This is a genomic window from Methyloprofundus sp. (assembly GCF_965251085.1).
Classification (GTDB): Bacteria; Pseudomonadota; Gammaproteobacteria; order Methylococcales; family Methylomonadaceae; genus Methyloprofundus.
Window position 1 is genome coordinate 1,618,056 of record NZ_OZ252594.1, and the last position, 21,743, is coordinate 1,639,798.

At 41.3% G+C, this 21,743-nt stretch carries 22 protein-coding genes; 8 read left to right on the top strand and 14 right to left on the bottom strand.

What is annotated here, in order from left to right:
* Positions 1 to 41 precede the first annotated feature (41 nt).
* Positions 42 to 461, bottom strand: coding sequence for an FKBP-type peptidyl-prolyl cis-trans isomerase (locus ACQY3F_RS07375; protein ID WP_428354235.1), 420 nt, complete (start codon positions 459 to 461; stop codon positions 42 to 44).
* A gap of 93 nt (positions 462 to 554) precedes the next feature.
* On the bottom strand, positions 555 to 1,136 hold the full coding sequence (locus ACQY3F_RS07380) for a hypothetical protein (protein WP_428354236.1): 582 nt from the start codon (positions 1,134 to 1,136) through the stop codon (positions 555 to 557).
* Positions 1,137 to 1,659: 523 nt separating this feature from the next.
* Between ACQY3F_RS07380 and ACQY3F_RS07385 the strand changes: the two genes are divergently transcribed.
* The gene (locus ACQY3F_RS07385; RefSeq protein ID WP_428354237.1) at positions 1,660 to 2,289 is read left to right on the top strand and encodes a PilZ domain-containing protein; all 630 of its coding nucleotides are present in this window, start codon (positions 1,660 to 1,662) and stop codon (positions 2,287 to 2,289) included.
* Positions 2,290 to 2,454: 165 nt separating this feature from the next.
* Here the strand turns inward: ACQY3F_RS07385 and ACQY3F_RS07390 are convergent, their stop codons facing one another.
* The 12 genes from ACQY3F_RS07390 to ACQY3F_RS07445 form a co-directional block, all read right to left on the bottom strand.
* On the bottom strand, positions 2,455 to 3,450 hold the full coding sequence (locus tag ACQY3F_RS07390) for a glycosyl transferase family protein (protein WP_428354238.1): 996 nt from the start codon (positions 3,448 to 3,450) through the stop codon (positions 2,455 to 2,457).
* A gap of 5 nt (positions 3,451 to 3,455) precedes the next feature.
* Positions 3,456 to 3,998, bottom strand: coding sequence for a response regulator transcription factor (locus ACQY3F_RS07395; protein WP_428354239.1), 543 nt, complete (start codon positions 3,996 to 3,998; stop codon positions 3,456 to 3,458).
* A gap of 13 nt (positions 3,999 to 4,011) precedes the next feature.
* A complete protein-coding gene (locus ACQY3F_RS07400) occupies positions 4,012 to 5,352 on the bottom strand; it encodes an ATP-binding protein (protein ID WP_428354240.1) in 1,341 nt (446 codons plus the stop codon).
* Positions 5,353 to 6,903, bottom strand: coding sequence for a ubiquinone biosynthesis regulatory protein kinase UbiB (gene ubiB / locus ACQY3F_RS07405; protein ID WP_428354241.1), 1,551 nt, complete (start codon positions 6,901 to 6,903; stop codon positions 5,353 to 5,355).
* A gap of 9 nt (positions 6,904 to 6,912) precedes the next feature.
* Positions 6,913 to 7,536 carry a ubiquinone biosynthesis accessory factor UbiJ gene (locus tag ACQY3F_RS07410; RefSeq protein WP_428354242.1) on the bottom strand — a complete coding sequence of 208 codons (624 nt, stop codon included), beginning with the start codon at positions 7,534 to 7,536 and terminating at the stop codon, positions 6,913 to 6,915.
* A 91-nt stretch (positions 7,537 to 7,627) separates the two neighbouring features.
* Positions 7,628 to 8,377, bottom strand: coding sequence for a bifunctional demethylmenaquinone methyltransferase/2-methoxy-6-polyprenyl-1,4-benzoquinol methylase UbiE (gene ubiE, locus ACQY3F_RS07415; protein ID WP_428354243.1), 750 nt, complete (start codon positions 8,375 to 8,377; stop codon positions 7,628 to 7,630).
* Positions 8,378 to 8,614: 237 nt separating this feature from the next.
* The gene (locus tag ACQY3F_RS07420) at positions 8,615 to 9,004 is read right to left on the bottom strand and encodes a gamma-butyrobetaine hydroxylase-like domain-containing protein (RefSeq protein WP_428354244.1); all 390 of its coding nucleotides are present in this window, start codon (positions 9,002 to 9,004) and stop codon (positions 8,615 to 8,617) included.
* A gap of 2 nt (positions 9,005 to 9,006) precedes the next feature.
* Positions 9,007 to 10,326, bottom strand: a complete 1,320-nt coding sequence (hslU, locus tag ACQY3F_RS07425; protein WP_428354245.1) for an ATP-dependent protease ATPase subunit HslU — start codon at positions 10,324 to 10,326, stop codon at positions 9,007 to 9,009.
* Between the two features lie 5 nt (positions 10,327 to 10,331).
* A complete protein-coding gene (gene hslV, locus ACQY3F_RS07430; protein ID WP_428354246.1) occupies positions 10,332 to 10,880 on the bottom strand; it encodes an ATP-dependent protease subunit HslV in 549 nt (182 codons plus the stop codon).
* Between the two features lie 366 nt (positions 10,881 to 11,246).
* Complete coding sequence (locus ACQY3F_RS07435) at positions 11,247 to 12,608, bottom strand: IS1380 family transposase (RefSeq protein WP_428352972.1); 1,362 nt, start codon at positions 12,606 to 12,608, stop codon at positions 11,247 to 11,249.
* Positions 12,609 to 12,987: 379 nt separating this feature from the next.
* Positions 12,988 to 15,069, bottom strand: a complete 2,082-nt coding sequence (gene glgX / locus ACQY3F_RS07440; RefSeq protein ID WP_428354247.1) for a glycogen debranching protein GlgX — start codon at positions 15,067 to 15,069, stop codon at positions 12,988 to 12,990.
* Positions 15,070 to 15,275: 206 nt separating this feature from the next.
* Positions 15,276 to 15,959 carry an HAD family hydrolase gene (locus tag ACQY3F_RS07445; protein WP_428354248.1) on the bottom strand — a complete coding sequence of 228 codons (684 nt, stop codon included), beginning with the start codon at positions 15,957 to 15,959 and terminating at the stop codon, positions 15,276 to 15,278.
* A gap of 177 nt (positions 15,960 to 16,136) precedes the next feature.
* Here ACQY3F_RS07445 and ACQY3F_RS07450 point away from each other — a divergent pair, with 177 nt between their 5' ends.
* The 7 genes from ACQY3F_RS07450 to era all read left to right on the top strand — a co-directional run bounded on the left by ACQY3F_RS07450 (position 16,137) and on the right by era (position 21,689).
* The gene (locus ACQY3F_RS07450) at positions 16,137 to 16,670 is read left to right on the top strand and encodes an RNA pyrophosphohydrolase (protein ID WP_428354249.1); all 534 of its coding nucleotides are present in this window, start codon (positions 16,137 to 16,139) and stop codon (positions 16,668 to 16,670) included.
* Positions 16,667 to 17,023 carry a sulfurtransferase complex subunit TusC gene (gene tusC / locus ACQY3F_RS07455; protein WP_428354250.1) on the top strand — a complete coding sequence of 119 codons (357 nt, stop codon included), beginning with the start codon at positions 16,667 to 16,669 and terminating at the stop codon, positions 17,021 to 17,023. Before ACQY3F_RS07450 ends, tusC begins: the two co-directional genes overlap by 4 nt.
* A gap of 114 nt (positions 17,024 to 17,137) precedes the next feature.
* On the top strand, positions 17,138 to 18,940 hold the full coding sequence (gene lepA / locus ACQY3F_RS07460; RefSeq protein WP_428354251.1) for a translation elongation factor 4: 1,803 nt from the start codon (positions 17,138 to 17,140) through the stop codon (positions 18,938 to 18,940).
* Between the two features lie 14 nt (positions 18,941 to 18,954).
* Positions 18,955 to 19,731, top strand: coding sequence for a signal peptidase I (lepB, locus tag ACQY3F_RS07465; protein WP_428354252.1), 777 nt, complete (start codon positions 18,955 to 18,957; stop codon positions 19,729 to 19,731).
* 22 nt (positions 19,732 to 19,753) lie between these two features.
* Positions 19,754 to 20,131, top strand: coding sequence for a DUF4845 domain-containing protein (locus tag ACQY3F_RS07470; protein ID WP_428354253.1), 378 nt, complete (start codon positions 19,754 to 19,756; stop codon positions 20,129 to 20,131).
* The gene (gene rnc / locus ACQY3F_RS07475; RefSeq protein ID WP_428354254.1) at positions 20,128 to 20,811 is read left to right on the top strand and encodes a ribonuclease III; all 684 of its coding nucleotides are present in this window, start codon (positions 20,128 to 20,130) and stop codon (positions 20,809 to 20,811) included. Before ACQY3F_RS07470 ends, rnc begins: the two co-directional genes overlap by 4 nt.
* Entirely contained in the window at positions 20,808 to 21,689 is an 882-nt protein-coding gene (era, locus tag ACQY3F_RS07480; protein ID WP_428354255.1) for a GTPase Era, read from the top strand. Before rnc ends, era begins: the two co-directional genes overlap by 4 nt.
* Positions 21,690 to 21,743: the final 54 nt, after the last annotated feature.

The following is a 21,743-nucleotide window of genomic DNA, read 5'->3' on the forward strand; positions in this document are numbered from 1 at the left end:
TCACTAGCAACAAAAAAAGCTAAAGCTTATGTACTCCTTGATTATTGAATACTTAGTAACTCAACTTCAAAGACCAATGTTTCATTCGGGCCAATAGCAGCGCCGGCACCTTTTGCACCATAGCCTAAATCGGGATGAATAAAGAAGCGATATTTTGCACCGATAGGCATGAGTTGTACGCCTTCAGTCCAGCCAGCAATCACGCGATTTAATGGGAAGGTTGCAGGAGCATTACGGCTATAAGAACTGTCAAATTCTTTGCCATCCAATGTCGTACCTTGGTAATGTACCGTGACATTAGCAGTCGCTGTTGGTTTTTCACCTTCACCCGCTGTTAATATCATATATTGCAAACCACTTGCAGTGGTGATGACGCCTTCTTTGCCAGCATTTTCAGCTAAGAATGCTTCACCCGTTTGTTTGTTATTGCCTGCAAGTTCAGGGTCGGATTTGGTAAACATATAAAAACCTATAAATAGTATGATGAAGATAACGAAGATAACGAGTTGGGTTCTACCCATGAATAACTCCTTAAAAGTAGTAAGCTACTTATTTTACCAAAAAAACCAGCCAGAACTTTCTAATTCTGCTCTGCACGCTTTTAATTGTTGATTATACCGCTGAGCCTGACGTGCTACTTTTTTAGAAACTTTTAATAACCACGGTTTTTTCAAATAGGATTTTCGCTTATAACCGGTATGTCCTTCATGATATGCCAGATATTGTTTAGGGGTATCCCACTTTGAAATGCCTAGTTTTTTATGGCTAACACTACAATACCAGCCAACAAAATCACTGGCATCTGCAAAGTCATCGCGATCAGCAGACCAGCTTCCAGCATCATCTAAGTACCAGTCCCAGGTTCCATCTTGTGCCTGAGGATAGCCATAGGCCGAGCTATTTCTAAACCAGGGGATAAAGCCGAGTAGCCAAGGCCTTGGAGGTTGTGCATCGGCTACAAAACGGGACTCTTGATGAATAATGGCCATTTGCACATGGATGGGCACACCCCATTTATCAAAGGTATTTTGCGTATCATCAAACCAGCTGTCTTTCTCGCGAAAAATTGCACAGATATTCTCTGTGTTTTTGGGTTGCGAAGCAGTACAAGCACTGAGTAATACCAATAATATCAATGGGGAAAGATAGACTGTGTATTTATTGAATATTCTATTGATAAATAACATGGTCCTATCTCGTCTGAACTGGAGTTTAAAAAGTTAGCATACAGGATTGTATTTAGTTTAAGATGGGCTAATCTTACTGTATAAACCTAGAAAAATCAGTTGAGCGCGAATTTATAGTACAAGATATTGGCTACACAGTGCTTTCAAAAATCTTAGTTTCACCCATAGGTTAAGCGGGCATTTTTTGGAAGTGCGGTGGAATCAAGAGCTTGTGCTAGAAAACGTGAGCAACTGATTTTTCTAGGATAAAGCCTGTGTAAATAGGTATTATACTTCGTACGGCCACGGGTGCGGTTTTTTAACGGCCGATTTTTGCCGATAGTTGCGTTACTGAAACAGTTGCGTAGCCAGCTATGCGCTTATTTCAGCGCAGAGCTCTCAACAAAAATCGACTCGTTATAAAATCCGCAACCGTCACCGCGCGAAGTATAAATCATAAGTTAATAACCCGTCGTTAATAACATTTATCCATATGACAAATTCCAGAGGGTATTATCGAAAAAATCTTTCTCTGAAAGGTTTGCTGTTTATTGGTGGCGTAGAACATGAAATGCAGGTGCAGAATTTATCTGTCTCTGGACTGCAGGCTGCAGTTGAGACGACAGAAAACATAGTCGATGAACGAGATGTTTTTATGTTGATTAAGCAATCTAGCCTGGTAGATATTTATATAGAAAAGTTACATTTAGCAGGGGAAGCTGAAATTGTCAGGGTTGATATTGACGGTAATCGTATCCTGTTAGGCCTAGAATTTAAGCAGATATCTTATGACTCACAAAACATTTTATATAAGAGAAAAGCTTATAGAAAAAGCATGACTGCGCCTGGACAAATTCTTATTGAGGAAAAATTTCACGACTTTATGACGCGCAATGTTTCAGTAGAAGGTATTTTGATTCGTATAGCTGAATTTGTCGATTTACAGGTAAATATGGTCATTGAGTTTAAATTTGACAAATTACGCTTATATGGAGAAAGTCGTGTAGTCTGGTTTGAGCATGATGATCTAGACGGCACCTTAATTGGTCTGGAATATTTACATATGGAAAAGTCAGAAATAAATACAATTCCGCAGTTTTATCATCCTGAAAAAATCAGTTGAGCGCGAATTTATAGTGCAAGATATTGAATTAATATAACACTTTCAAAAAAATTTTAGATTCACCCGTAGGTTAATCGGGAGTTTTTTGGAAGTGCTGTGAAATCAATAGCTTGTGCTAGAAACCGTGAGCAACTGATTTTTCTAGGATCATACATAACCCCGCCTTTAATACCTGCTTTTATCTCTACTGTGCCAATAATCAGTTGCCATTTGTTGCGCATTTTCTTGCAAGTCAGCTTTCGCCATTAGCTTTAAAGCAATAGCGGTGGTGCCAATAATACTGGCTTCTGCAAATTCATCATTGACTTCACCACGCCATTGCTGAATAAGTTGTTTCGAATCTAGTGTTTTGGGTTTAACATGCCGTCTGGAAAATAAAGGGGGCCATATCTCTTCGGACAATACTCCTTGGTGAACACTTTGGGCTAAGCATTGCATATCGGGGTTACGTTCAGTTTCGCCGCCTTCACCTTTGATAACCGTCATATGCTGTTGTTGCAATAGTAAGGCGGCCTCTTGGTGTACAGGACGATAGCCAGGGTGAAAGATGCCCTGAATACTATAGGGAGCATTGAACGGATTAATTAATCGTACCAGAGTATGCACAGGAGAGCGCAAGCCCATTAAGTTGCGTAAATGGATCATTCTATCCAGCGCGGGGCAAAATTCTTGCAGGGAAAGATAAGCAAAATTTTGGGTTTTTAATTGCTGCTCAGCGTCTGCAAATGACTCTGCTTTAGCTAAGGACAATACAGGCAATATATCCTGCACAAATACACGCTTATGCGAATGTGAACTGGAACCATGCATTAACACTTTAATACCCTGTTCTGCCAGTAATAAACTGGACAATATAAACCAGGGCAAATGGCTACGTTTACCGGCATAGGCAGACCAGTCCAGGTCGGCTGTTGCAGTGTCGATTTTGGGCAAGGTCTCACGCACGGCTGTGACGAAACCCGCTAGCTCCTCAGGTGTTTCTTCTTTGACTCGCATAAGCATTAAAAAGGCACCTAATTGAATCTCTTCAACATCACCTGCCAAAATCATGCGCATCGCATGGTAAGCTTCATCCTGAGTCAGTGGCCGTGAGCCTTTCTTTCCTTTGCCCAGTATACGAATATATTCTGCAAATGGGTGTTCAATATTATTGCTGGTCATTATGGCTACTCTTTTACAGGCCGTTTATCGAGTTTTCTTTGTAAAGTACGGCGGTGCATATTCAGTGCTCGTGCAGCAGCTGAAATATTACCCTCGTGTTCCATTAGGACTTTTTGCAGATGCTCCCACTCAAGACGCTTGACGGAAAGAGGGTTTTCACTAATCGCTACCGAGCTATCCCCAGTGTTGTTTTTCAGGGCGTTCATAATTTCGCTGGCGTTAGCCGGCTTGGTTAAATAATGTTTTGCGCCTAGTTTAATAGCTTCAACCGCTGTCGCTATACTGGCAAAACCCGTTAACATGATGATTTGAGTATTATCATCCAGCGAAATCAGTTTTTGTACCAACTCAAGTCCCGATTCATGCCCTATACGTAGGTCAATAACGGCATATTCAGGTTCTATTTGCTCTGCTAATGTAAGACCATTTTTAACATCATGTGCTACTGAGACGGAGAATCCTCTTTTTTCAAGTGCAGATTTAAGCACCGAACAATAAGTCAGGTCATCATCTACTAATAATAATTGTTCTTGATTTTGTTCTGACATAAGCAATATAAAATTATTTAGGTTCCACTAGCGGTAAAATAATATCAATACAAGCGCCACCCGTAGAGGGATTGCTGATATCAATCTTGCCGCCCAATCGATCGATAGTAGAATAAGTAAGGAACAACCCGACACCTAAACCTTCTTTACTTCCAGCAATGGGAGCTTTACCTATTTTATCAATGAGTTTCTCTGGTATGCCTGGGCCATAATCACGTATTCTTAAGCCAATAAAGTTCTTCACTGTGCAAGGGTTGATAGCGATATCAATGCCTTTTTCTGTATCAGTGACTTCTGCAGCATTATTTAATATGTTTATTAAAGAATGGCTTAGGGTAAGATCTGCTAAAATAAACTGATTCATTGGTGCTAATGGATTGATATGCAAATTTAACTTCACCCCAGGCTGCTGGCTACGCCAATGTACCAACACTTCATCCAGATAATCGCAGAGCATTGTAATATGCCCCGATTCAGCTCGTGATTCACCAGCCGAGGCAGACATAACGGAGAGCGCTTGTTTGCATCGATCAATCTGTTCTTGAATGATAATCATTTTATCATGCAACTCTGCATGTACCTCTTGGCTATATTCATCTTTTAATTCATGAGCAATGATGGCCATCGTGCCTAAAGGTGTGCCCATATCATGCGCGGCACTCGCTGCCAAAGTGCCTAAGGAAATAATACGTTCATCTTGCAATGCTCTTTCACGCGCTTCTGCAAGAGTTCGCTCTCCCGCCTTAATGGTATTGGACAGCTCCAGGGCAAAAAAAGCCACTAGCCCGGCACTACAGACAAAACCAAACCACATACCAAAGATATGAAAATTAAAGAATTCCTCATCCTGCATGGTATGCATTTGTTCAGACATACTCGCCATGTCCATATGCATTAAATGCGGTTCAACAGTCGTCAATGTTGCATGGTAGGGTATCAGAAAAGTATATAGAGTCGTCGTTAATATCACCATATACCAGGTATAGGTATGTGGGAGAATAATGGCGGTAAGAATGACCGGGAGCAAAAAAATCCAGGTAAAGGGGTTGGTTGCCCCCCCTGTTAAATATAACAGGGCTGCAATCGCAAACACATCGATGGCTAATTGCGAAAATATTTCCATTTCCGAAACAGGTGTGTCGGTTTTCAGGCGCATCCAGGTATAGAGATTGACTGAACCAATAGCTATAATTGTGAGCCATAGCGCATCTTGATGTAACTGAATTTTTAAGATATCAATAGAAATTAATAATAATAGTGACTCGCCACCGATCATTAAATTCCTAAGAATAAACAGCCATTCCAGGTTTTCTTTTGCCGAAATTTCTGCTTTGGGAATGAAATTAATTAACATTTATGACCACAATATGGCGACACAAATCATTGCTGCACTGGCTAAGAGAGCATATAGAGTGCTGCGCTGATTATCTTGTATTTGTGCGCGCATTTTTTCTAATTGTTGCGATTGCCGGTCAGCACGTTCGCCCGTATGCGCTGCATCATCTAACACCTGAAAAAGCAAAGAGGGGATTTCAGGAAATTTCTCTGCTAATTCAGGAAACTTCTGCAGCGCTTGTTTGATTTTCGTTTTAGGACTTAAGCGTTCTTTAAACCAGTCTTCGAGAAATGGCTTGGCGGTTTGCCATAAGTCCAGATCCGGGTACAACTGACGCCCCAGACCTTCGATATTTAATAAGGTTTTTTGCAGTAAGACTAACTGTGGCTGGACTTGCATATCAAAGCGGCGTGCGGTTTGAAACAAACGCAGTAATAACAGACCAAAGGAAATATCTTTCAGCGGTTTATCAAAGATAGGTTCACAGACGCTGCGTATCGCTGATTCAAATTCTTCAACTCGAGTATCCGCTGGAACCCAGCCCGAAGCGAGATGCATCTCTGCAACACGGCGATAATCTTGGTTAAAAAAAGCCAGGAAATTTTCTGCTAAATAGCGCTGATCAGAAGGAGACAGGGTACCGACTATACCAAAATCGACGGCAATATATTTGCCGGGCAATTCCACAAATATATTACCCGGGTGCATATCAGCATGGAAAAAATTATCTCGAAAAACTTGAGTAAAAAATATTTCTACACCCCGTTCTGCCAGGAGTTTGAAATCGGCATTGTTTTCACGTAATTCATCGATATTACCCACCGGGATACCATAAATTCGCTCCATAACCAGTACTTTTTTACGTGTAAATTCCCAATGAATTTCTGGTATATAAATCGCTTCGGAATTTTCAAAGTTGCGTCGTAATTTAGATGCATTCCCTGCTTCTCTGATTAAGTCCAGCTCGTCGAGTAAGGTTTTTTCAAATTCAGCAACGATCTCTTTGGCATGCAGACGTTTGGCATCATCCCAGAATTTTTCTGCAAAATAAGCAAGTTCGTAAAGTAAGCCTATATCTGAGTGGATCCATTTTTCTACATCAGGGCGTAATACTTTGACAACGACTTGCTCGCCAGTGTGTAAAACAGCCGCATGGACTTGTGCTACAGACGCAGAGGCTAATGGGCTGGCAGAGAATTCCGCAAAGGCAGTGTCGATAGACATACCTAATTCTTTTTCTATCACCTCGCGTGCTTGCTGATTAGAAAAAGGCGGGACTTTATCTTGTAGCTTGACTAGTTCATCAGCAATATCATCCGGTAATATATCTTTACGCGTGGAAAGAGCCTGGCCAAATTTAACGTAAATGGGGCCTAAATCTTCTAGCGTTCTACGAATTCGTACGCCACGGGCACCAAAATCAGTTTTGCGCCAGAAATTGGGTGAGAAAACAGCTAAAAATCGTAGCGGCCTGAATAAATGCGTTTTCAGAATCAGGTCGTCCAGTCCGTGAGTAATTAATACCCAGTTAATGTGTATTATTCTTAATATCAGTTTTGGGTGTTTCACGATAGGGTCCTAAGCCTGCTGTTCATTTAATTTAGAATCTAAACGGTTTAATCGTGCGTTCAGTCGATCAAAATCTTCATTTAGCTGATCGACTTGCTGGTTGAGTATGTTGACCTCAGGAGCGGGTGGTAAGTCCTGCGTTTCGTCCTGCAGGAATTCACTGATATTGAGTTGCACCGTGTGCAAACTATCCTGGTGCCATAGCTTGGCATTACGAAAAAAATGCCCTATTTTATGTGCCAGTACATCACCAGTGTAGTGAGAAAGCTGTTCTTCCAGGTCTATGTCTAGCTGCTGAAATAAGCATTGAAACTGCTGGCCTATACTTAGATCACCTGTAATCGAAACTTCACCAGAAAAAAAAGAACGTGCCGGAGTAGAGCTTAGCCCCATTAATCCAAACGCGGGTAGTGTTCCTGTTAAAGTCGTGTCTGCCTCCCCCACATAATGATCGATGATCTGGATATTGTCGCTATTCGGGCAAAGAAACATTGTTTCATTAAAAGGCTGAATATTAACAGCAATAACTTTACCTATAAGTGGCTGTAAAAAAACTGCCACATCTTCATCAAGACTCAGGTATTTATTCAGTGCGTTTTCGAAAGCGTTTATAAGCAGAGGTTTGAGCGTCATTATTTGACCATGAGGGAAAAGAGTAGGGTAGGGTGGCGCTTTAGAGACACCCTATGGCGTTACTAACCGGTAAGTAAGAGAGCTGAAACAGTTAAAACTTATAGCCTCTATGTACTGCAACGATACCCTGTGACATATTGAAATACTCGCAACGCTCCATACCTGCTTCCTGCATCATAGATTTTAGTTTATCCTGCTTTGGGTGCATGCGTATTGATTCTGCTAAATAACGATAGCTGTCTTCATCTTTTGCTATGAACTTACCAATTTTAGGGAGTAGCTTGAATGAATAAAAATCATAGACCTTTTCAGTGATTTTGTCGATCGGGTGAGAAAATTCTAAAACAATAACCCGCCCACCAGGCTTCAATACACGATACATAGACCGTAAAGCGGCATCTTTATCGGTTACATTACGCAAGCCAAAGGCGATACAAACACAATCAAAACTATTATCTTCAAACGGTAGGCACTCTGCATTAACCTGGGCATAAGTGATATTTTCAATCAGCCCGCGGTCAATTAAACGATCCCGACCCGTGCGTAACATTTCAGAGTTAATATCGGCTAAAACAATCTTGCCATTTTTACCGACGCGCTTAGCAAAAAGGGTTGTTAAGTCACCCGTGCCACCCGCTAAGTCCAATACATGATCGCCTTCACGTACATTGCTTAACTGCACGGCAACACGTTTCCAGATACGGTGTATGCCCAGAGACATCAAGTCATTCATAATGTCGTACTGACTGGCAACAGAGTCAAAAACTCCGCGCACCAGATTAACCTTATCTTCTTCAGCGACTTGTTTAAAACCAAAGTGGGTGGTGTTTTCAGTTGTCATAAGTTTATCTTGAATATTTGAGGCTGGTTTTGTAACCCGCCTTGATCTTTGTAATATATTGTAATTAATCTACTAAACGTAGGTTGGATGAGATTATCTAGCATAGCGCAGATAACGAAATCCAACATCTTGGAGCATCCCGACATGTCGGAGCACCCTGACATGTCGGATTTCGTTTTTTAATGCTGCGCAATAAAAAATCTCATCCAACCTACAAATTGATTATTTATTATGTGTTTAATTTTTTGCAATTTCAACGCGACTATGCCCGGCAGCTTTTAATTCTTCCAGGTAGTCAGTCCAGATTACATCATATTCATTACCCAGTTTATACAGTAATTCCCAGGTATAAATGCCAGTACTATGCCCATCACTAAAGTCAGGTGAAATACCATAATTACCAATCGGCCTTATGTCTTCAATCGAGACTGCTTCCTTTCCAGTCTGTAAAATTTCCTGCCCTGGCGCATGTCCGAGCGCCTCAGCCGATGGTGTGAATACACGCAGGTACTCGCAGGGTAGGTGAAAGGTCTTGCCATCTGCAAAGCTAACTTCAAGAATACGTGAAACTTTGTGTAATTTTATTTCCGTAGGGTGAGTATCAATCTCTTCTGCTTTAATACGCATAATTATAGTATATAACGGCTTAAGTCTTCATCCTGAACAAATTCAGAAAGATACTGATTAACATAATCTGCATCAATCACAATATTTTTATCAACTAAATCAGGTGCATCAAAGGAAACTGATTCTAACAGGCGCTCTAATATAGTATGTAAACGTCGGGCACCAATATTTTCAGTGTTCTCATTTACTTCCCAGCCCAGTTCGGCAATACGCTGAATGCCAGCCTCAGTAAAGGTAAGATTAAGGCCTTCGGTTGCCAGTAATGCTTGATACTGCTCGGTTAAAGAGGCATCAGGTTCTGTGAGAATACGCACAAAATCTGCAGTGCTCAAGGCATCCAGTTCAACACGAATAGGAAAGCGGCCTTGTAATTCAGGTATCAAATCGGAGGGCTTGGTTAAGTGAAAAGCACCTGAAGCGATAAATAAAATATGATCGGTTTTAATCATGCCATATTTGGTGCTAACAGTGCTACCCTCAACTAATGGCAATAAATCTCGTTGCACGCCTTCACGCGAAACATCACCACCACCCGAGTCTGAGCGTTTACAAACCTTATCGATTTCATCCAGAAAAACGATACCTTGCTGCTCTACCGCTTCGACTGCTGATAACTTGATTTCATCTTCATTAACCAATTTAGCGGCATGTTCTTCGGTTAATGATTTAAGTGCATCCTTGACAGGTAATTTACGATCTTTGGTTTTTTGGCTACCAAGATTCTGAAACATGCCCTGTAACTGGTTAGTCATTTCTTCCATGCCAGGAGGAGCCATGATTTCAACGCCAACACGAGAGGCCTGTATTTCTATTTCAATTTCTTTACTATCAAAATCACCTTCGCGTAATTTTTTGCGCATTTTTTGACGTGTGCTCTGCTCGGTTTCTGAGAGCATGCCTCCATCGGCACGAGGCAGCAAAATATCCAGCACTTCTTCTTCAGCAGCGTCCATGGCTCGATGCTGTACTGTTTCCATTTCTGTTTCGCGGGTCATTTTGTAGGCAGTTTCAGCCAAGTCCCGTATGATGGATTCGACATCGCGGCCGACATAACCTACTTCAGTGAATTTTGTTGCTTCAATTTTAATAAAAGGCGCATTCGCAAGTCGTGCCAGTCTGCGTGCAATCTCGGTTTTACCAACCCCTGTTGGGCCGATCATAAGAATGTTCTTCGGCGTGATTTCATCGCGCATGGTGCCAGTAACCTGGGCGCGGCGCCAGCGGTTACGTAAGGCAATAGCAACAGAACGTTTTGCACTAGCCTGGCCAATAATGTGCTTATCCAGTTCGTGTGCGATTTCTTTGGGAGTCATTTGTGTCATCTGCGTTAATCCTTTGGCTCGGCGTCTAGCTCTTCGATACGTAAATTGTGATTGGTATAAATACAGACGTCAGCGGCTATATTAAGAGATTTTTCGACGATTTCGCGAGCACTTAAATCAGAGTTTTCCAGCAATGCTCTAGCTGCTGATTGCGCATAAGGACCACCTGAGCCGATGGCAATAAGATCATATTCAGGCTCAATTACATCACCATTACCTGAAATAATTAACGAGGTTTTGCTATCTGCAATGGAAAGCAATGCTTCTAGTTTGCGTAACGCGCGTTCAGTACGCCAGTCTTTAGCCATTTCCACTGCAGCACGAGTAAGGTTGCCGTGGTGCTTTTCTAGTTTCCCTTCAAAATGCTCAAATAGCGTAAAAGCATCGGCAGTAGCTCCTGCAAATCCTGCTATCACTTTGTCATGGTATAAGCGACGTACCTTGCGCGCATTACCCTTCATGACTGTATTACCTAAGGTAACCTGACCATCACCACCAATAACGACTTTATCGCCGCGACGCACAGAAAGAATTGTTGTACCTCTAAAATCCACTTATAACTTACCTGTATATTTGAAAATAAATCGTTCAATTTTACATGGTTAATGTTTCCCTTGATAGCCTTTAACCTAGAAAAATCGGTTGAATGCGGATTTATAGTGCAAGTTATTGAATTAATATGACACCTAAATCCTGCAAGCCCATATTTTGACTCTCATTAACCTGTCTAGCTAAGTGGTTATTAGGTTTTTACTGCCGCTTTGCCAGCCCTCTTTGTCCAACCGATCAAAATATCCAGATTTAAATCATAAATAGAGGAAATTTTTTGTATCGTATGGATATCCCCCGAGCCCAAGGCAATAAACACCCTGCCAACGTGCCATGACCTTTTAATCAAAGTGACTTAACTTCGGTTAATGTTAAGCGAGTAACCCCACCTTAACCCAATCATCCCATTCCTGTGGATAGAGCGGATCTGCAGGTGTTCTGACTCTCAGCTGATTATTGCCTGTGAGTAATTTTCCAGCCACCCGAATCAGATAAGTACGAAGTGTATCCGGCTCCCATTGGCACAACGTTTTGTTGCCACTCAATTGAGCCATCCAGCGCACGGTATTGTAGGCAAGAACGGCGCAATGAAATAATGCGGCATTAGCCAGAAATTGATTCGTTCTGATTTTACCTAAACCCATTTGTGATTTTGCTTCTTCAATCCATGTTTCGCACGTCGCTCGTTCACCATACTTCTTATGTGTTTGCCAAGGCGATAGAGGTTCAGTTGTTACATAACAAAAATAGTCATATTCTGCCGTATCCCAAAGCTCGGACTGAGGTCCTGTCACTTGTTTAGGTTGCTTTATCCTGACCGCGACAAACTGACGAGAGCGAGACCAGCCACCACAACGATATTGAAACTCGCTCTGCTCCCAACCGGGTCGGCCTTGTATGGCTGTCCAGGCCTGTTTGGCCAGCAATGCGTTCAAATTCTTAAGTTTAACCTTTATTAGATACCCATGCCCTCTGGTATCGAGAAATTCAAGCAAATCACCGACAAAATAACCACTGTCACCGCGAAAAATAATGCGCATCCGATTGGGCAAGTGTGCAAGTAACTGTTTGGTAAATTCTACAACACCATTGCTTGTAAAGGCATTGCCTGTCCGGAACCAGGCTTGTAAAATTTCTTTTGTTTCCGCTAGAAAAGCGAGTTGTGGATGGTATGAACGGGCACCTTTCTTTTTGGGGTTGAAGCCTTTGGCACTTCCTTCTTGTCGACCACAAACGGTGTCCACAGTTGAATCGACATCGACCCACTGGACGGATTGTATGCCAGTTTTCGATTTTCCGGAACGAAGCAATCGCCGCCAGTGTTGACCACGCAAAGTATGCGTGAGCGTTTCAAACTGGCTTATCTGCCTATCACTTACTTCTTTAAAGATCCGTAAAATTGTGGTTTCAACAGGAATCTTTATCCAGCCAGCTACTTTGCGCAGTACGCTATCTGCCCATACGGTCGTCACCTTTGCCATTGATGTTGCTCCCCCCATCATGCCAACCAACGTCAATAGAACCACATCAGATAAGTGATGGTCTGCATTTTCACCCCGCCGATGTGGAACGCTTTGTTTTACGGTTTTTTCAAAACCTATCCTGTCTAAATATTTCACGACGGGAATCAGTCCCGCCTGGCTTGTCAATCCATGTGCTGTAGATGTCATTTTTACCGTTCGGGTACGGTTTCTTACGTGAGATGAGGATTTTGATACTTTAGAGGGCTTCATTAAAACAATGAGATAGTGAAATCAGGAAAATGATATTATATCATTGTTTAATAAGGAGTTTTGTGGATTATTATGTATAATGCTTGCAGGATTTAGGTGACACTTTAAAAAAATTTTAGCTTTACCCATAGCTTAAGTGGGTATTATTTTTAAGTGCTGTGAAATTAACAACTTGTACTAGAAATTGTGGGCAACTGATTTTTTAGGTTTAAGATAGAAATTAACGACCACGCTTCTCAAACGTGGTCGTTAATTCTCCGCATCCGTAACCGTAACGCGCAAAGTATGTTTATGATTCACCTCTACTGCACAAAAAGCGGCTGCGGTTAGGTTTTGTTTTCATCATTTTTAACTGAAAAAACAAACCAGTGATAAGTTACTATCTTCCTTCAAACACAACCACTGACCTTGATGGCACTGAATACTTGTTTTCGCCTAAAGGGATCTGATTTTCGGGTGTGATAATACCCAGAACAGGGTTTAAAGCAGTATCAATAGCCAGATGCCAATTACGATCTTCATCTATGGGTAATTGCATGTCGAGCTCATTCTCTGACATATTTAAGATGACATGCAAATCAGCTTCATTATCTATAAAGCCCGCAAGAGTGAATGCTAGAACCTGTGACTCAGAGTCTAGCCACTGTGGTGCTCCTAGATCCACGCCATGCCACTGAATATCAGGGATATGTCGCCCGGGAGCGCATTCACCGGTAAGGAAGCGGCGGCGCATTAGTGAGGTATGGCGTTTACGTAATGCTATCATTTGCTGCACAAACTGCAGCATATCTACATTTTTTTTGGTTAAACTCCAGTCAAACCAGGTTAATTCATTATCCTGACAGTAGCCATTGTTATTGCCATTTTGGGTGTTAAGCACTTCATCACCCGCGAGTAGCATTGGCACACCCTGGCTTAATAACAAGATAGCGATACTGTTCTTGGCCTGTTTTCTACGTAGCTCTAGTATATTGGCATCATCCGTTGCGCCTTCTGCTCCACAGTTATAACTCATATTGTGGTCGCCACCATCACGGTTATCTTCGCCATTAGCAAGATTATGCTTATGGTGGTAGCTAACCATGTCATATAGGGTAAACCCATCATGGCAAGTAATGAAGTTAATGCTATTAATGGGTAAGCGGTCTTGTTGTTTATACAGATCACTACTGGCACAAAGCCGTGTCGCAACCTCCGCTGTTAGGCCTCTATCGCCACGAATAAAACGCCGCATGCTATCGCGGTATTTACCGTTCCATTCTCCCCAGCGGTAGCCTGGAAAGCTACCCACCTGATACAGGCCGGCTGCATCCCATGCTTCAGCAATCAACTTGGTTTTAGCGAGTTGTTCCGAGAGTTCGATGCCCCATAAAACGGGCGGATCTTGAAGTACTTCACCATTCTGACCACGAGCAAGTGCACTTGCCAGGTCAAAGCGAAAACCATCGACATGCATTTCTCGTACCCAGTATTCCAGGCAACTAATAATAAAGTTAGCGACCACGGGATGGTTTGCATTAACCGTGTTACCACAACCGGTGTAATCACGAAATTTACTTTTATCGTGCTCTTCCAGATGATAAAAAATACTGCTGCCTATGCCTCTGAAATTAATTACCGGCCCATCAGCTCCTGCCTCAGATGTGTGATTAAAAACCACATCCATAATGATTCCAATTTCTGCTTTATGTAGGGCTTTTACCAGATCACGAAACTCTTGAATATGCGTGCCTTTTTCAGGAGTGACACAAAAGCCGGGATGCGGACTAAAAAAACTGTGGGTACTGTAGCCCCAGTAATTCTTTAAGCCAAGGGCTGCCGTTCCTCGCGGAATATCCTGTTCATCAAACGCCATAATGGGCAAGAGTTCAACATGGGTGATACCGAGGGCTTTCAGGTAGGGGATTTTTTCGATCAGAGCAGAAAAAGTTCCGGGTTTTTTTACAGACGATGATTCACTACGCGTAAAACCGCCCACATGTAACTCGTAAATAATGGCATTTTCGCTTTTAAATGAAAAGGGTGTATCGCCTTCCCAGTCATAACTTTCATCGGCAACTAGGCTGCGCATGGCAGTATGACCATTATCGCCGGGTAGACAGGCTTTACCTCTATTCCATAATCTATCACTCACTACCCGAGCTAGTGGGTCAAGTAAATGCTTTTCTTTATCGAAGCGTAAGCCGCTTTCTGACGTGTTATCCGGGCCATCCATGCGCCAGGTATACCATGTGCCGGGAAGTACTTTATGTACTAGAATGTGCCATGAATAAAATGTTTTATTAATGCGGCTTTCTAAATGAAAAGCCTGAATGGGTTCTAGGCTATCGGCGTTTTCATAGAGTAAAAGCTCAACAGACGTTGCATGGCGACTGAATATGGAAAAATTGACACCGTCGCGTTTTAATTTTGCACCCATAGGATAGGGTGAACCAGGAGAAGCTTTAAAGGTCTTTTTCACGGAAACTGTTATTGTTTTTTTTTAAGTTAAATCTGCTAATTAGACTGGTTGAGAGCTGAGTAAATTAGCGCTAATAGAGAGAGTGTAGTTTTCCATAGGCAATAATATTTCATAATAATCAGCTACGCCACTAATGTCCAGTAAATAACTTAAAAAGAATTAGCTTGTTTAAGAACCGTTAACAATGGACATTCTTCAATAAAGCATTATTTAAAATGGTGTACTGGCATTTGCTCTTCCCGCAAACTGATGACTGGCCAATTTTTTTTCTCGGCATGCTGCTTAAGTGTGTCATCCGGGTCGACGGCAACCGGATGATCAACCAGTTTTAAAAGGGGTAAATCATTATGCGAATCACTATAAAACCAGCTGTCTTGGAGGTTATGTCCCGTTTCTTGCAACCATTGCTTCAAGCGAGTCACTTTGCCCTCCTGAAAGCAGGGGGTGCCTACCACTTTCCCCGTATATCGATCACCTACCAACTCGGGTGTGGTGGCTAATAAATGTGGAATACCATAGAGATTAACGATAGGTTCGGTAACAAAACGGTTAGTTGCAGTGATAACCAGCAAGGTATCACCACGTTGTTTATGGTGGTTGATTAATTCTTGTGCGGGTTTCAATAATAAGGGCTGTATTACTTGCGCCAAAAATTGCGTCCGCCAATGATGTAAATCTTCAATAGAATTATCAGCCAACGGCTTTAAAGAAAAATTCAGAAATTCCAGAATATCTAATTGGCCTTGTTTATACTGCTCATAAAAACGTTTATTTTCCTGAGCATAATAGTCTGCATCAACAATTTTCTGGTCAACTAAAAATTTCCCCCATAGATAATCACTATCGTCAGCAAGCAGGGTATTGTCAAGATCAAAGAGTGCTAAGCCCATGGTAAATTCATTTTTGGTCAATTTTTAATTAGTCAATAGCATCACTTAGGTATTTATGGAACAATGGACGCACAAGTAATGCATAGGAACCGAATAAGTAGGGTTCCTATAAGTTCAAGAGTATAGATTTTATCACTAGAGGTCTTACCGCGAACAGAAATAAATAGGTTTTATACAATGATTGATTCAAAAGGATACCGATCCAATGTCGGCATCATCCTTTGTAATGCGCAGGGACATGTCTTTTGGGCAAAGCGGTCACGTGTCAATTCATGGCAATTTCCTCAGGGTGGAGTAGAAAAAGGGGAAGATCCTGAACAGGCAATGTTCCGTGAACTCCAGGAAGAAACGGGCCTAGATGCAAAGCATGTGCAAATAATTGGCCGTACACGGTACTGGTTAAAATATAAATTACCCGAAAAGTATATTCGACGTAATTCCCATCCCTTATGTGTGGGCCAAAAACAGATCTGGTATTTGCTGGAACTCGTCGCGAATGATTCAAAAGTCGCTCTGGATTTCCATAACAAACCTGAGTTTGATGACTGGCAATGGGTGGAATATTGGGAGCCTTTAAAATCGGTCGTTTACTTTAAGCGTAAAGTTTATCGCAAAGCGATGATGGAGCTAGGTGCTTTTTTAATACTGAATAGCGTCAATGTAAGTGCCTCAAGTTATTTATCTAATAATAATATGAGCGAACATCAGTGAGTTCTTTTTTGTTTGTTATGCAAACAGATGCTTACCAGGGGCTGAAAATACAGGAAGCTCTAGATCAGGTGTTAATTACCGCTGCTTTTGATCAATCAGTAAGCCTCTTGCTACTAGATGACGCTGTTTTTCATTTCTATAAAAATCAGCGCAATGAACAGATCGCGTGTAAGGATATTGCAGCGATTTATCGATCTTTGGAAATTTATGATATTGAGCAAATCTATGTGGAGCAGGAATCATTAATCCAGCGAGGGCTGATACAATCTGAGCTGCTAATTCCTGTGACGCTAATTAGCAGAAAAGACCTTGCGACGACACTCAATAAATTTGACTGTGTGCTCAGTGCTTGATGACGACTTCTTTAATTCTAGCACTTGTCATGCAGGCTTCTGCTAAAATACTTGTTTTAATAGCGACCAGATACTTATAAGCTTGTTGCCGATCACCTTTTTTATTTATACACAATGGATTTACAACATATACGAAATTTCTCGATTATTGCTCATATCGACCATGGGAAATCAACGTTAGCTGACCGCTTTATTCAATTATGCGATGGCCTATCTGACCGTGAAATGAATAAGCAAGTTCTCGATTCTATGGATATAGAAAGAGAACGAGGGATTACTATTAAAGCGCAGAGTGTCACTCTGAATTTCACCGCAAAAAGCGGTGAAACTTATCAGCTGAACTTTATTGATACACCGGGGCATGTCGATTTTTCTTATGAAGTCTCGCGTTCATTAGCCGCTTGTGAAGGGGCTATTCTGGTTGTTGATGCAGCACAGGGTGTTGAAGCGCAAAGTGTCGCTAATTGCTATACCGCTATTGAACTAGGCCTGGAAGTTATGCCCGTGTTAAATAAAATTGATCTGCCTTCAGCGGACCCTGAAAAAGTCATTAAAGAAATTGAAGACATCATTGGTATCCCGGCAGAACAAGCCTTGCGAATTAGTGCTAAAACAGGCTTGGGGGTTGCTGAAGTTTTAGAAGAACTTGTGCATGTTATTCCTCCACCTGAAGGCGATATAGACGGTCCATTACAGGCGCTTATTATTGACTCCTGGTTTGATAATTATTTAGGTGTTGTATCGTTAGTAAAAATTGTTAATGGAAGTTTACGTAAGAAGCAAAAAATTACCATTATGTCCACGGGGAACAGTTTTATTGCCGAACGAATTGGCATCTTTACCCCTAAACGACTCGATACACTAGAATTAAAAACAGGGCAGGTAGGTTTTGTTGTCGGCGCTATTAAAGATATTTTTGGCGCACCCGTAGGTGACACGATTACCCTGACTGGTAATCCATGTGCCAAGGCATTAGCTGGGTTCAAGACAGTCCAGCCACGAGTTTTTGCCGGGCTGTATCCAGTGAGTTCTGATGATTACGAAGATTTACGCGAATCACTCAATAAATTGCGTTTAAATGATGCTGCATTGCAATTTGAACCGGAATCATCCCAAGCCTTAGGATTTGGTTTTCGCTGTGGCTTTCTGGGCATGTTGCATATGGAAATCATACAGGAGCGCCTGGAACGCGAATATGATGTCAATTTAATTACCACAGCACCCACCGTTATTTACGAAGTCGAAACCAATAAAGGCGAGGTATTATATGTTGATAATCCGGCCAATTTACCCGATGTGGGTTCCATAAAAATGATTCGAGAGCCCATTATTCAAGCGAATATTCTGGTTCCTCAAGAATACTTGGGGAGCGTCATTACCCTGTGTATTGAAAAACGGGGTGTTCAAGTCGATATGCAATATATGGGTAATCAAGTTTCATTACATTATGAACTCCCCTTAAGTGAAGTAGTACTGGATTTCTTTGACCGTCTTAAGTCCGTTAGCAGGGGCTATGCTTCTTTTGAATATGAGTTTAAACGCTTTGATGAAGCGGCTTTGGTTAAATTAGATGTTTTGATTAATGGTGATAGAGTCGATGCACTTTCGATTATTGTACATAAAGATTTAAGCCAGACTCGCGGACGTGAATTAGTTGAGAAAATGAAAGAGTTAATTCCGCGGCAAATGTATGAAGTTGCGATTCAAGCCGCTATTGGTGGAAAAATTATTGCTCGTTCCACTGTTAAGTCAATGGGCAAGAATGTTACCGCAAAATGTTATGGCGGAGATATTAGCCGCAAGAAAAAACTATTAGAGAAGCAGAAAGCAGGAAAGAAACGTATGAAACAAGTAGGCAATATTGAAATCCCGCAAGAAGCCTTTTTGGCTGTCTTACAAGTTAATAAAGAATCTTAAGGTAGAACACAGATATGAATTTTGATTTTTCGTTTTTTTTATTTTCAGCAAGCGTGGTGACTGGCATTATCTGGGGGGGATATTTATTTTATCTCAAACGCAGTAATACTGAATATGTTGAAGCCAATGAACCTCTTTTAGTTGAATATGCACGCTCGTTTTTTCCGGTCGTGTTAATTGTATTTATCCTGCGTTCCTTTATTGCCGAACCTTTTCGAATTCCTTCAGGCTCAATGATGCCTACCTTATTGATTGGAGATTTTATTCTAGTCAATAAATTCACTTACGGAATACGCATCCCGGTTATCAATAAAAAAATAATCGAAATGAATGAACCCGAACGTGGCGATGCCGTGGTTTTTCGGTATCCAAAAAATCCTGCAGTGGATTATATAAAACGAGTGATAGGTTTACCTGGCGATCGTATTACTTATAAAGATAAAAAATTAACCATCAATGGTATTGCTATGAAGCAGGTTTCATTAGGGGTCTATCAGGGAGTGGGGCAGGGAAAAACCATGGATGGAGCTGAACTTATAAAGGAAGATTTACTACCAGTCGAACATGAAATTTTAATCAATCCACATGCGCCGAATATAAAAGGTACCTTTATTGTCCCTAAGGGGCAGTATTTCGTAATGGGAGATAATCGCGATAATAGTAATGACAGCCGCTATTGGGGAACAGTACCTGAAGCTAACCTGGTGGGGCGCGCTTTTTTTATCTGGATGAACTGGGACTGGGAAAATACCGGTATAGGTTTTAGTCGCATTGGTACTATTATTCAATAAGCGAGGGGGGGGGGGGGGTAACATGCATACTACGCATAAAAAGCAGCAAGGAATCACTCTGATTTCCATGATTCTTATTTTGGGATTAATTGCATTTTTTACTTTAATTGTATTAAAAGTAAGTCCTATTTATATGAACCACAGTAAAGTTGTCCATGCTCTGGAAACCCTGAAAAACCGTACGGATATAGAGAAAAAAAGCAAGACTGAAGTTTGGAGATCACTTGCCAAGCAATTTAATATGAACTATGTTTATACTGTCAAAAAGAAGGATGTAAAAATTACCTCTCGAGGTGGTTATTTAAAAGTTCAGATTGCCTATCATGTAAAAGAGCCGTTTATTGGTAATTTAAGTGTCTGGGTGGATTTTGATGACTCCATTGAAGTAGGTACTAAGTGACCAAAAAACCTGAGCTTTTAAGCAAAAAATTAGGCCTGATCTTTAATCAGCCCGAAAGGTTTGCTTTAGCATTGACGCACCGTAGTATGGGAGCAAAAAATAATGAACGACTGGAATTTTTAGGCGATTCTATTTTAGGCTTTGTTATAGCAGAAGCATTATTTGAAAAATTTCCGCAGGCTCCAGAAGGTGTCTTAAGCCGACTTAGAGCTAGCCTGGTAAATCAGGAGTCCTTGGCTGAACTGGCACGCCAGCATAATTTTGGTGATTATCTAATTCTAGGTTCAGGTGAACTGAAAAGTGGCGGTTACCGGCGTGCCTCTATTTTATCCGATGCAGTTGAAGCGATTATGGGCGCAATTATAATAGATCAAGGTGTAGAGAACTGTAAGACCTGGGTTCTAAAATTATTCGCCGAACGTATCGCTGCCCTACGTTTGGATAATTGGCAAAAAGACCCCAAAACGCGCTTGCAAGAATATATGCAAGCCAGGCAGTTAGACATACCCAGCTATACTCTTACCAGTCAATCTGGTTTGCCACATGAGCAAACATTTAAAGTTGAATGTGCTATTAGCTTATTCGACAAAAAATATGTTGGCAGTGGCTTCTCCAGAAAAAAAGCCGAACAACACTCAGCCGAACTTATGCTTGAACAAATTGCCAGGAATTCAAAATGAATTGTGGATATGTTGCCTTTATAGGCCAGCCCAATGTGGGCAAGTCTACCCTAATGAATCATTTATTAGGTCAGAAAATCAGTATTACTTCACGTAAACCGCAAACGACGCGACACCAGATTTTAGGGATTAAAACCAGTGATAAAGGCCAAGCTATTTATATGGATACCCCTGGTATGCATGAGAGTAATAAAAAAGCCTTTAATCGCTATCTCAACAGAACTGCAGATACCACTTTATTAGGTGTAGACCTGGTGGTATGGCTTATTGATGGTTTAGCATGGCAGGATTATGATGACATCATTTTTAAAAAGCTAGAACGAGCAGGGATTCCCGTTATTCTCGCCGTTAATAAAATTGACCGAGTCAAAAATAAGGAAGATATTTTTGCATTTTTTGCCGATGCACAGGAAAAATATCCTTTTAAAGAGATTGTGCCAATCTCGGCTTTAAAGCAGACTAATCTGGATTTATTGGATAATCTAATTATGCAGTTATTGCCTGAAGGCAAAACTATCTATCCTGCAGATCAGATTACCGACCGACCCGAACGATTTCTAGTAGCAGAAATTATTCGAGAAAAATTAACCCGCCGCCTGGGAGATGAATTACCTTATGCGCTGACGGTGGAAATTGAGAAATATGAAGAACTGCCACATATCACAAAAATCTATGCCTTGATCTGGGTAGAGCGTGAAACGCAGAAAAATATTGTGATTGGCAAGCATGGCGAGTTTCTAAAAAGCATCGGTATGGAAGCTAGAAAAGATATAGAAAATTTAATTGGCTCTAAAGTCTATTTACAGCTCTGGGTCAAAGTAAAATCTGGCTGGTCTGATAATGAGCGCGCTTTACAAAGCCTGGGCTTTAAAGAATAAGGGAGATGGAAAGAAATAATCATCCAAACGAAGTAAGCTTGTGTCTCAATAATT

Bases quoted from the DNA above. Each gene is read 5' to 3' on its own strand.
- ACQY3F_RS07375 (WP_428354235.1), bottom strand. From the start codon at position 461: ATGTTTACCAAATCCGACCCTGAACTTGCAGGCAATAACAAACAAACG.
- ACQY3F_RS07385 (WP_428354237.1), top strand. From the start codon at position 1,660: ATGACAAATTCCAGAGGGTATTATCGAAAAAATCTTTCTCTGAAAGGT.
- ACQY3F_RS07390 (WP_428354238.1), bottom strand. From the start codon at position 3,450: ATGACCAGCAATAATATTGAACACCCATTTGCAGAATATATTCGTATA.
- ACQY3F_RS07395 (WP_428354239.1), bottom strand. From the start codon at position 3,998: ATGTCAGAACAAAATCAAGAACAATTATTATTAGTAGATGATGACCTG.
- ACQY3F_RS07400 (WP_428354240.1), bottom strand. From the start codon at position 5,352: ATGTTAATTAATTTCATTCCCAAAGCAGAAATTTCGGCAAAAGAAAAC.
- ACQY3F_RS07410 (WP_428354242.1), bottom strand. From the start codon at position 7,536: ATGACGCTCAAACCTCTGCTTATAAACGCTTTCGAAAACGCACTGAAT.
- ubiE (WP_428354243.1), bottom strand. From the start codon at position 8,377: ATGACAACTGAAAACACCACCCACTTTGGTTTTAAACAAGTCGCTGAA.
- ACQY3F_RS07420 (WP_428354244.1), bottom strand. From the start codon at position 9,004: ATGCGTATTAAAGCAGAAGAGATTGATACTCACCCTACGGAAATAAAA.
- hslU (WP_428354245.1), bottom strand. From the start codon at position 10,326: ATGACACAAATGACTCCCAAAGAAATCGCACACGAACTGGATAAGCAC.
- ACQY3F_RS07435 (WP_428352972.1), bottom strand. From the start codon at position 12,608: ATGAAGCCCTCTAAAGTATCAAAATCCTCATCTCACGTAAGAAACCGT.
- ACQY3F_RS07445 (WP_428354248.1), bottom strand. From the start codon at position 15,959: ATGGGCTTAGCACTCTTTGATCTTGACAATACCCTGCTTGCTGACGAT.
- ACQY3F_RS07450 (WP_428354249.1), top strand. From the start codon at position 16,137: ATGATTGATTCAAAAGGATACCGATCCAATGTCGGCATCATCCTTTGT.
- lepA (WP_428354251.1), top strand. From the start codon at position 17,138: ATGGATTTACAACATATACGAAATTTCTCGATTATTGCTCATATCGAC.
- lepB (WP_428354252.1), top strand. From the start codon at position 18,955: ATGAATTTTGATTTTTCGTTTTTTTTATTTTCAGCAAGCGTGGTGACT.
- ACQY3F_RS07470 (WP_428354253.1), top strand. From the start codon at position 19,754: ATGCATACTACGCATAAAAAGCAGCAAGGAATCACTCTGATTTCCATG.
- era (WP_428354255.1), top strand. From the start codon at position 20,808: ATGAATTGTGGATATGTTGCCTTTATAGGCCAGCCCAATGTGGGCAAG.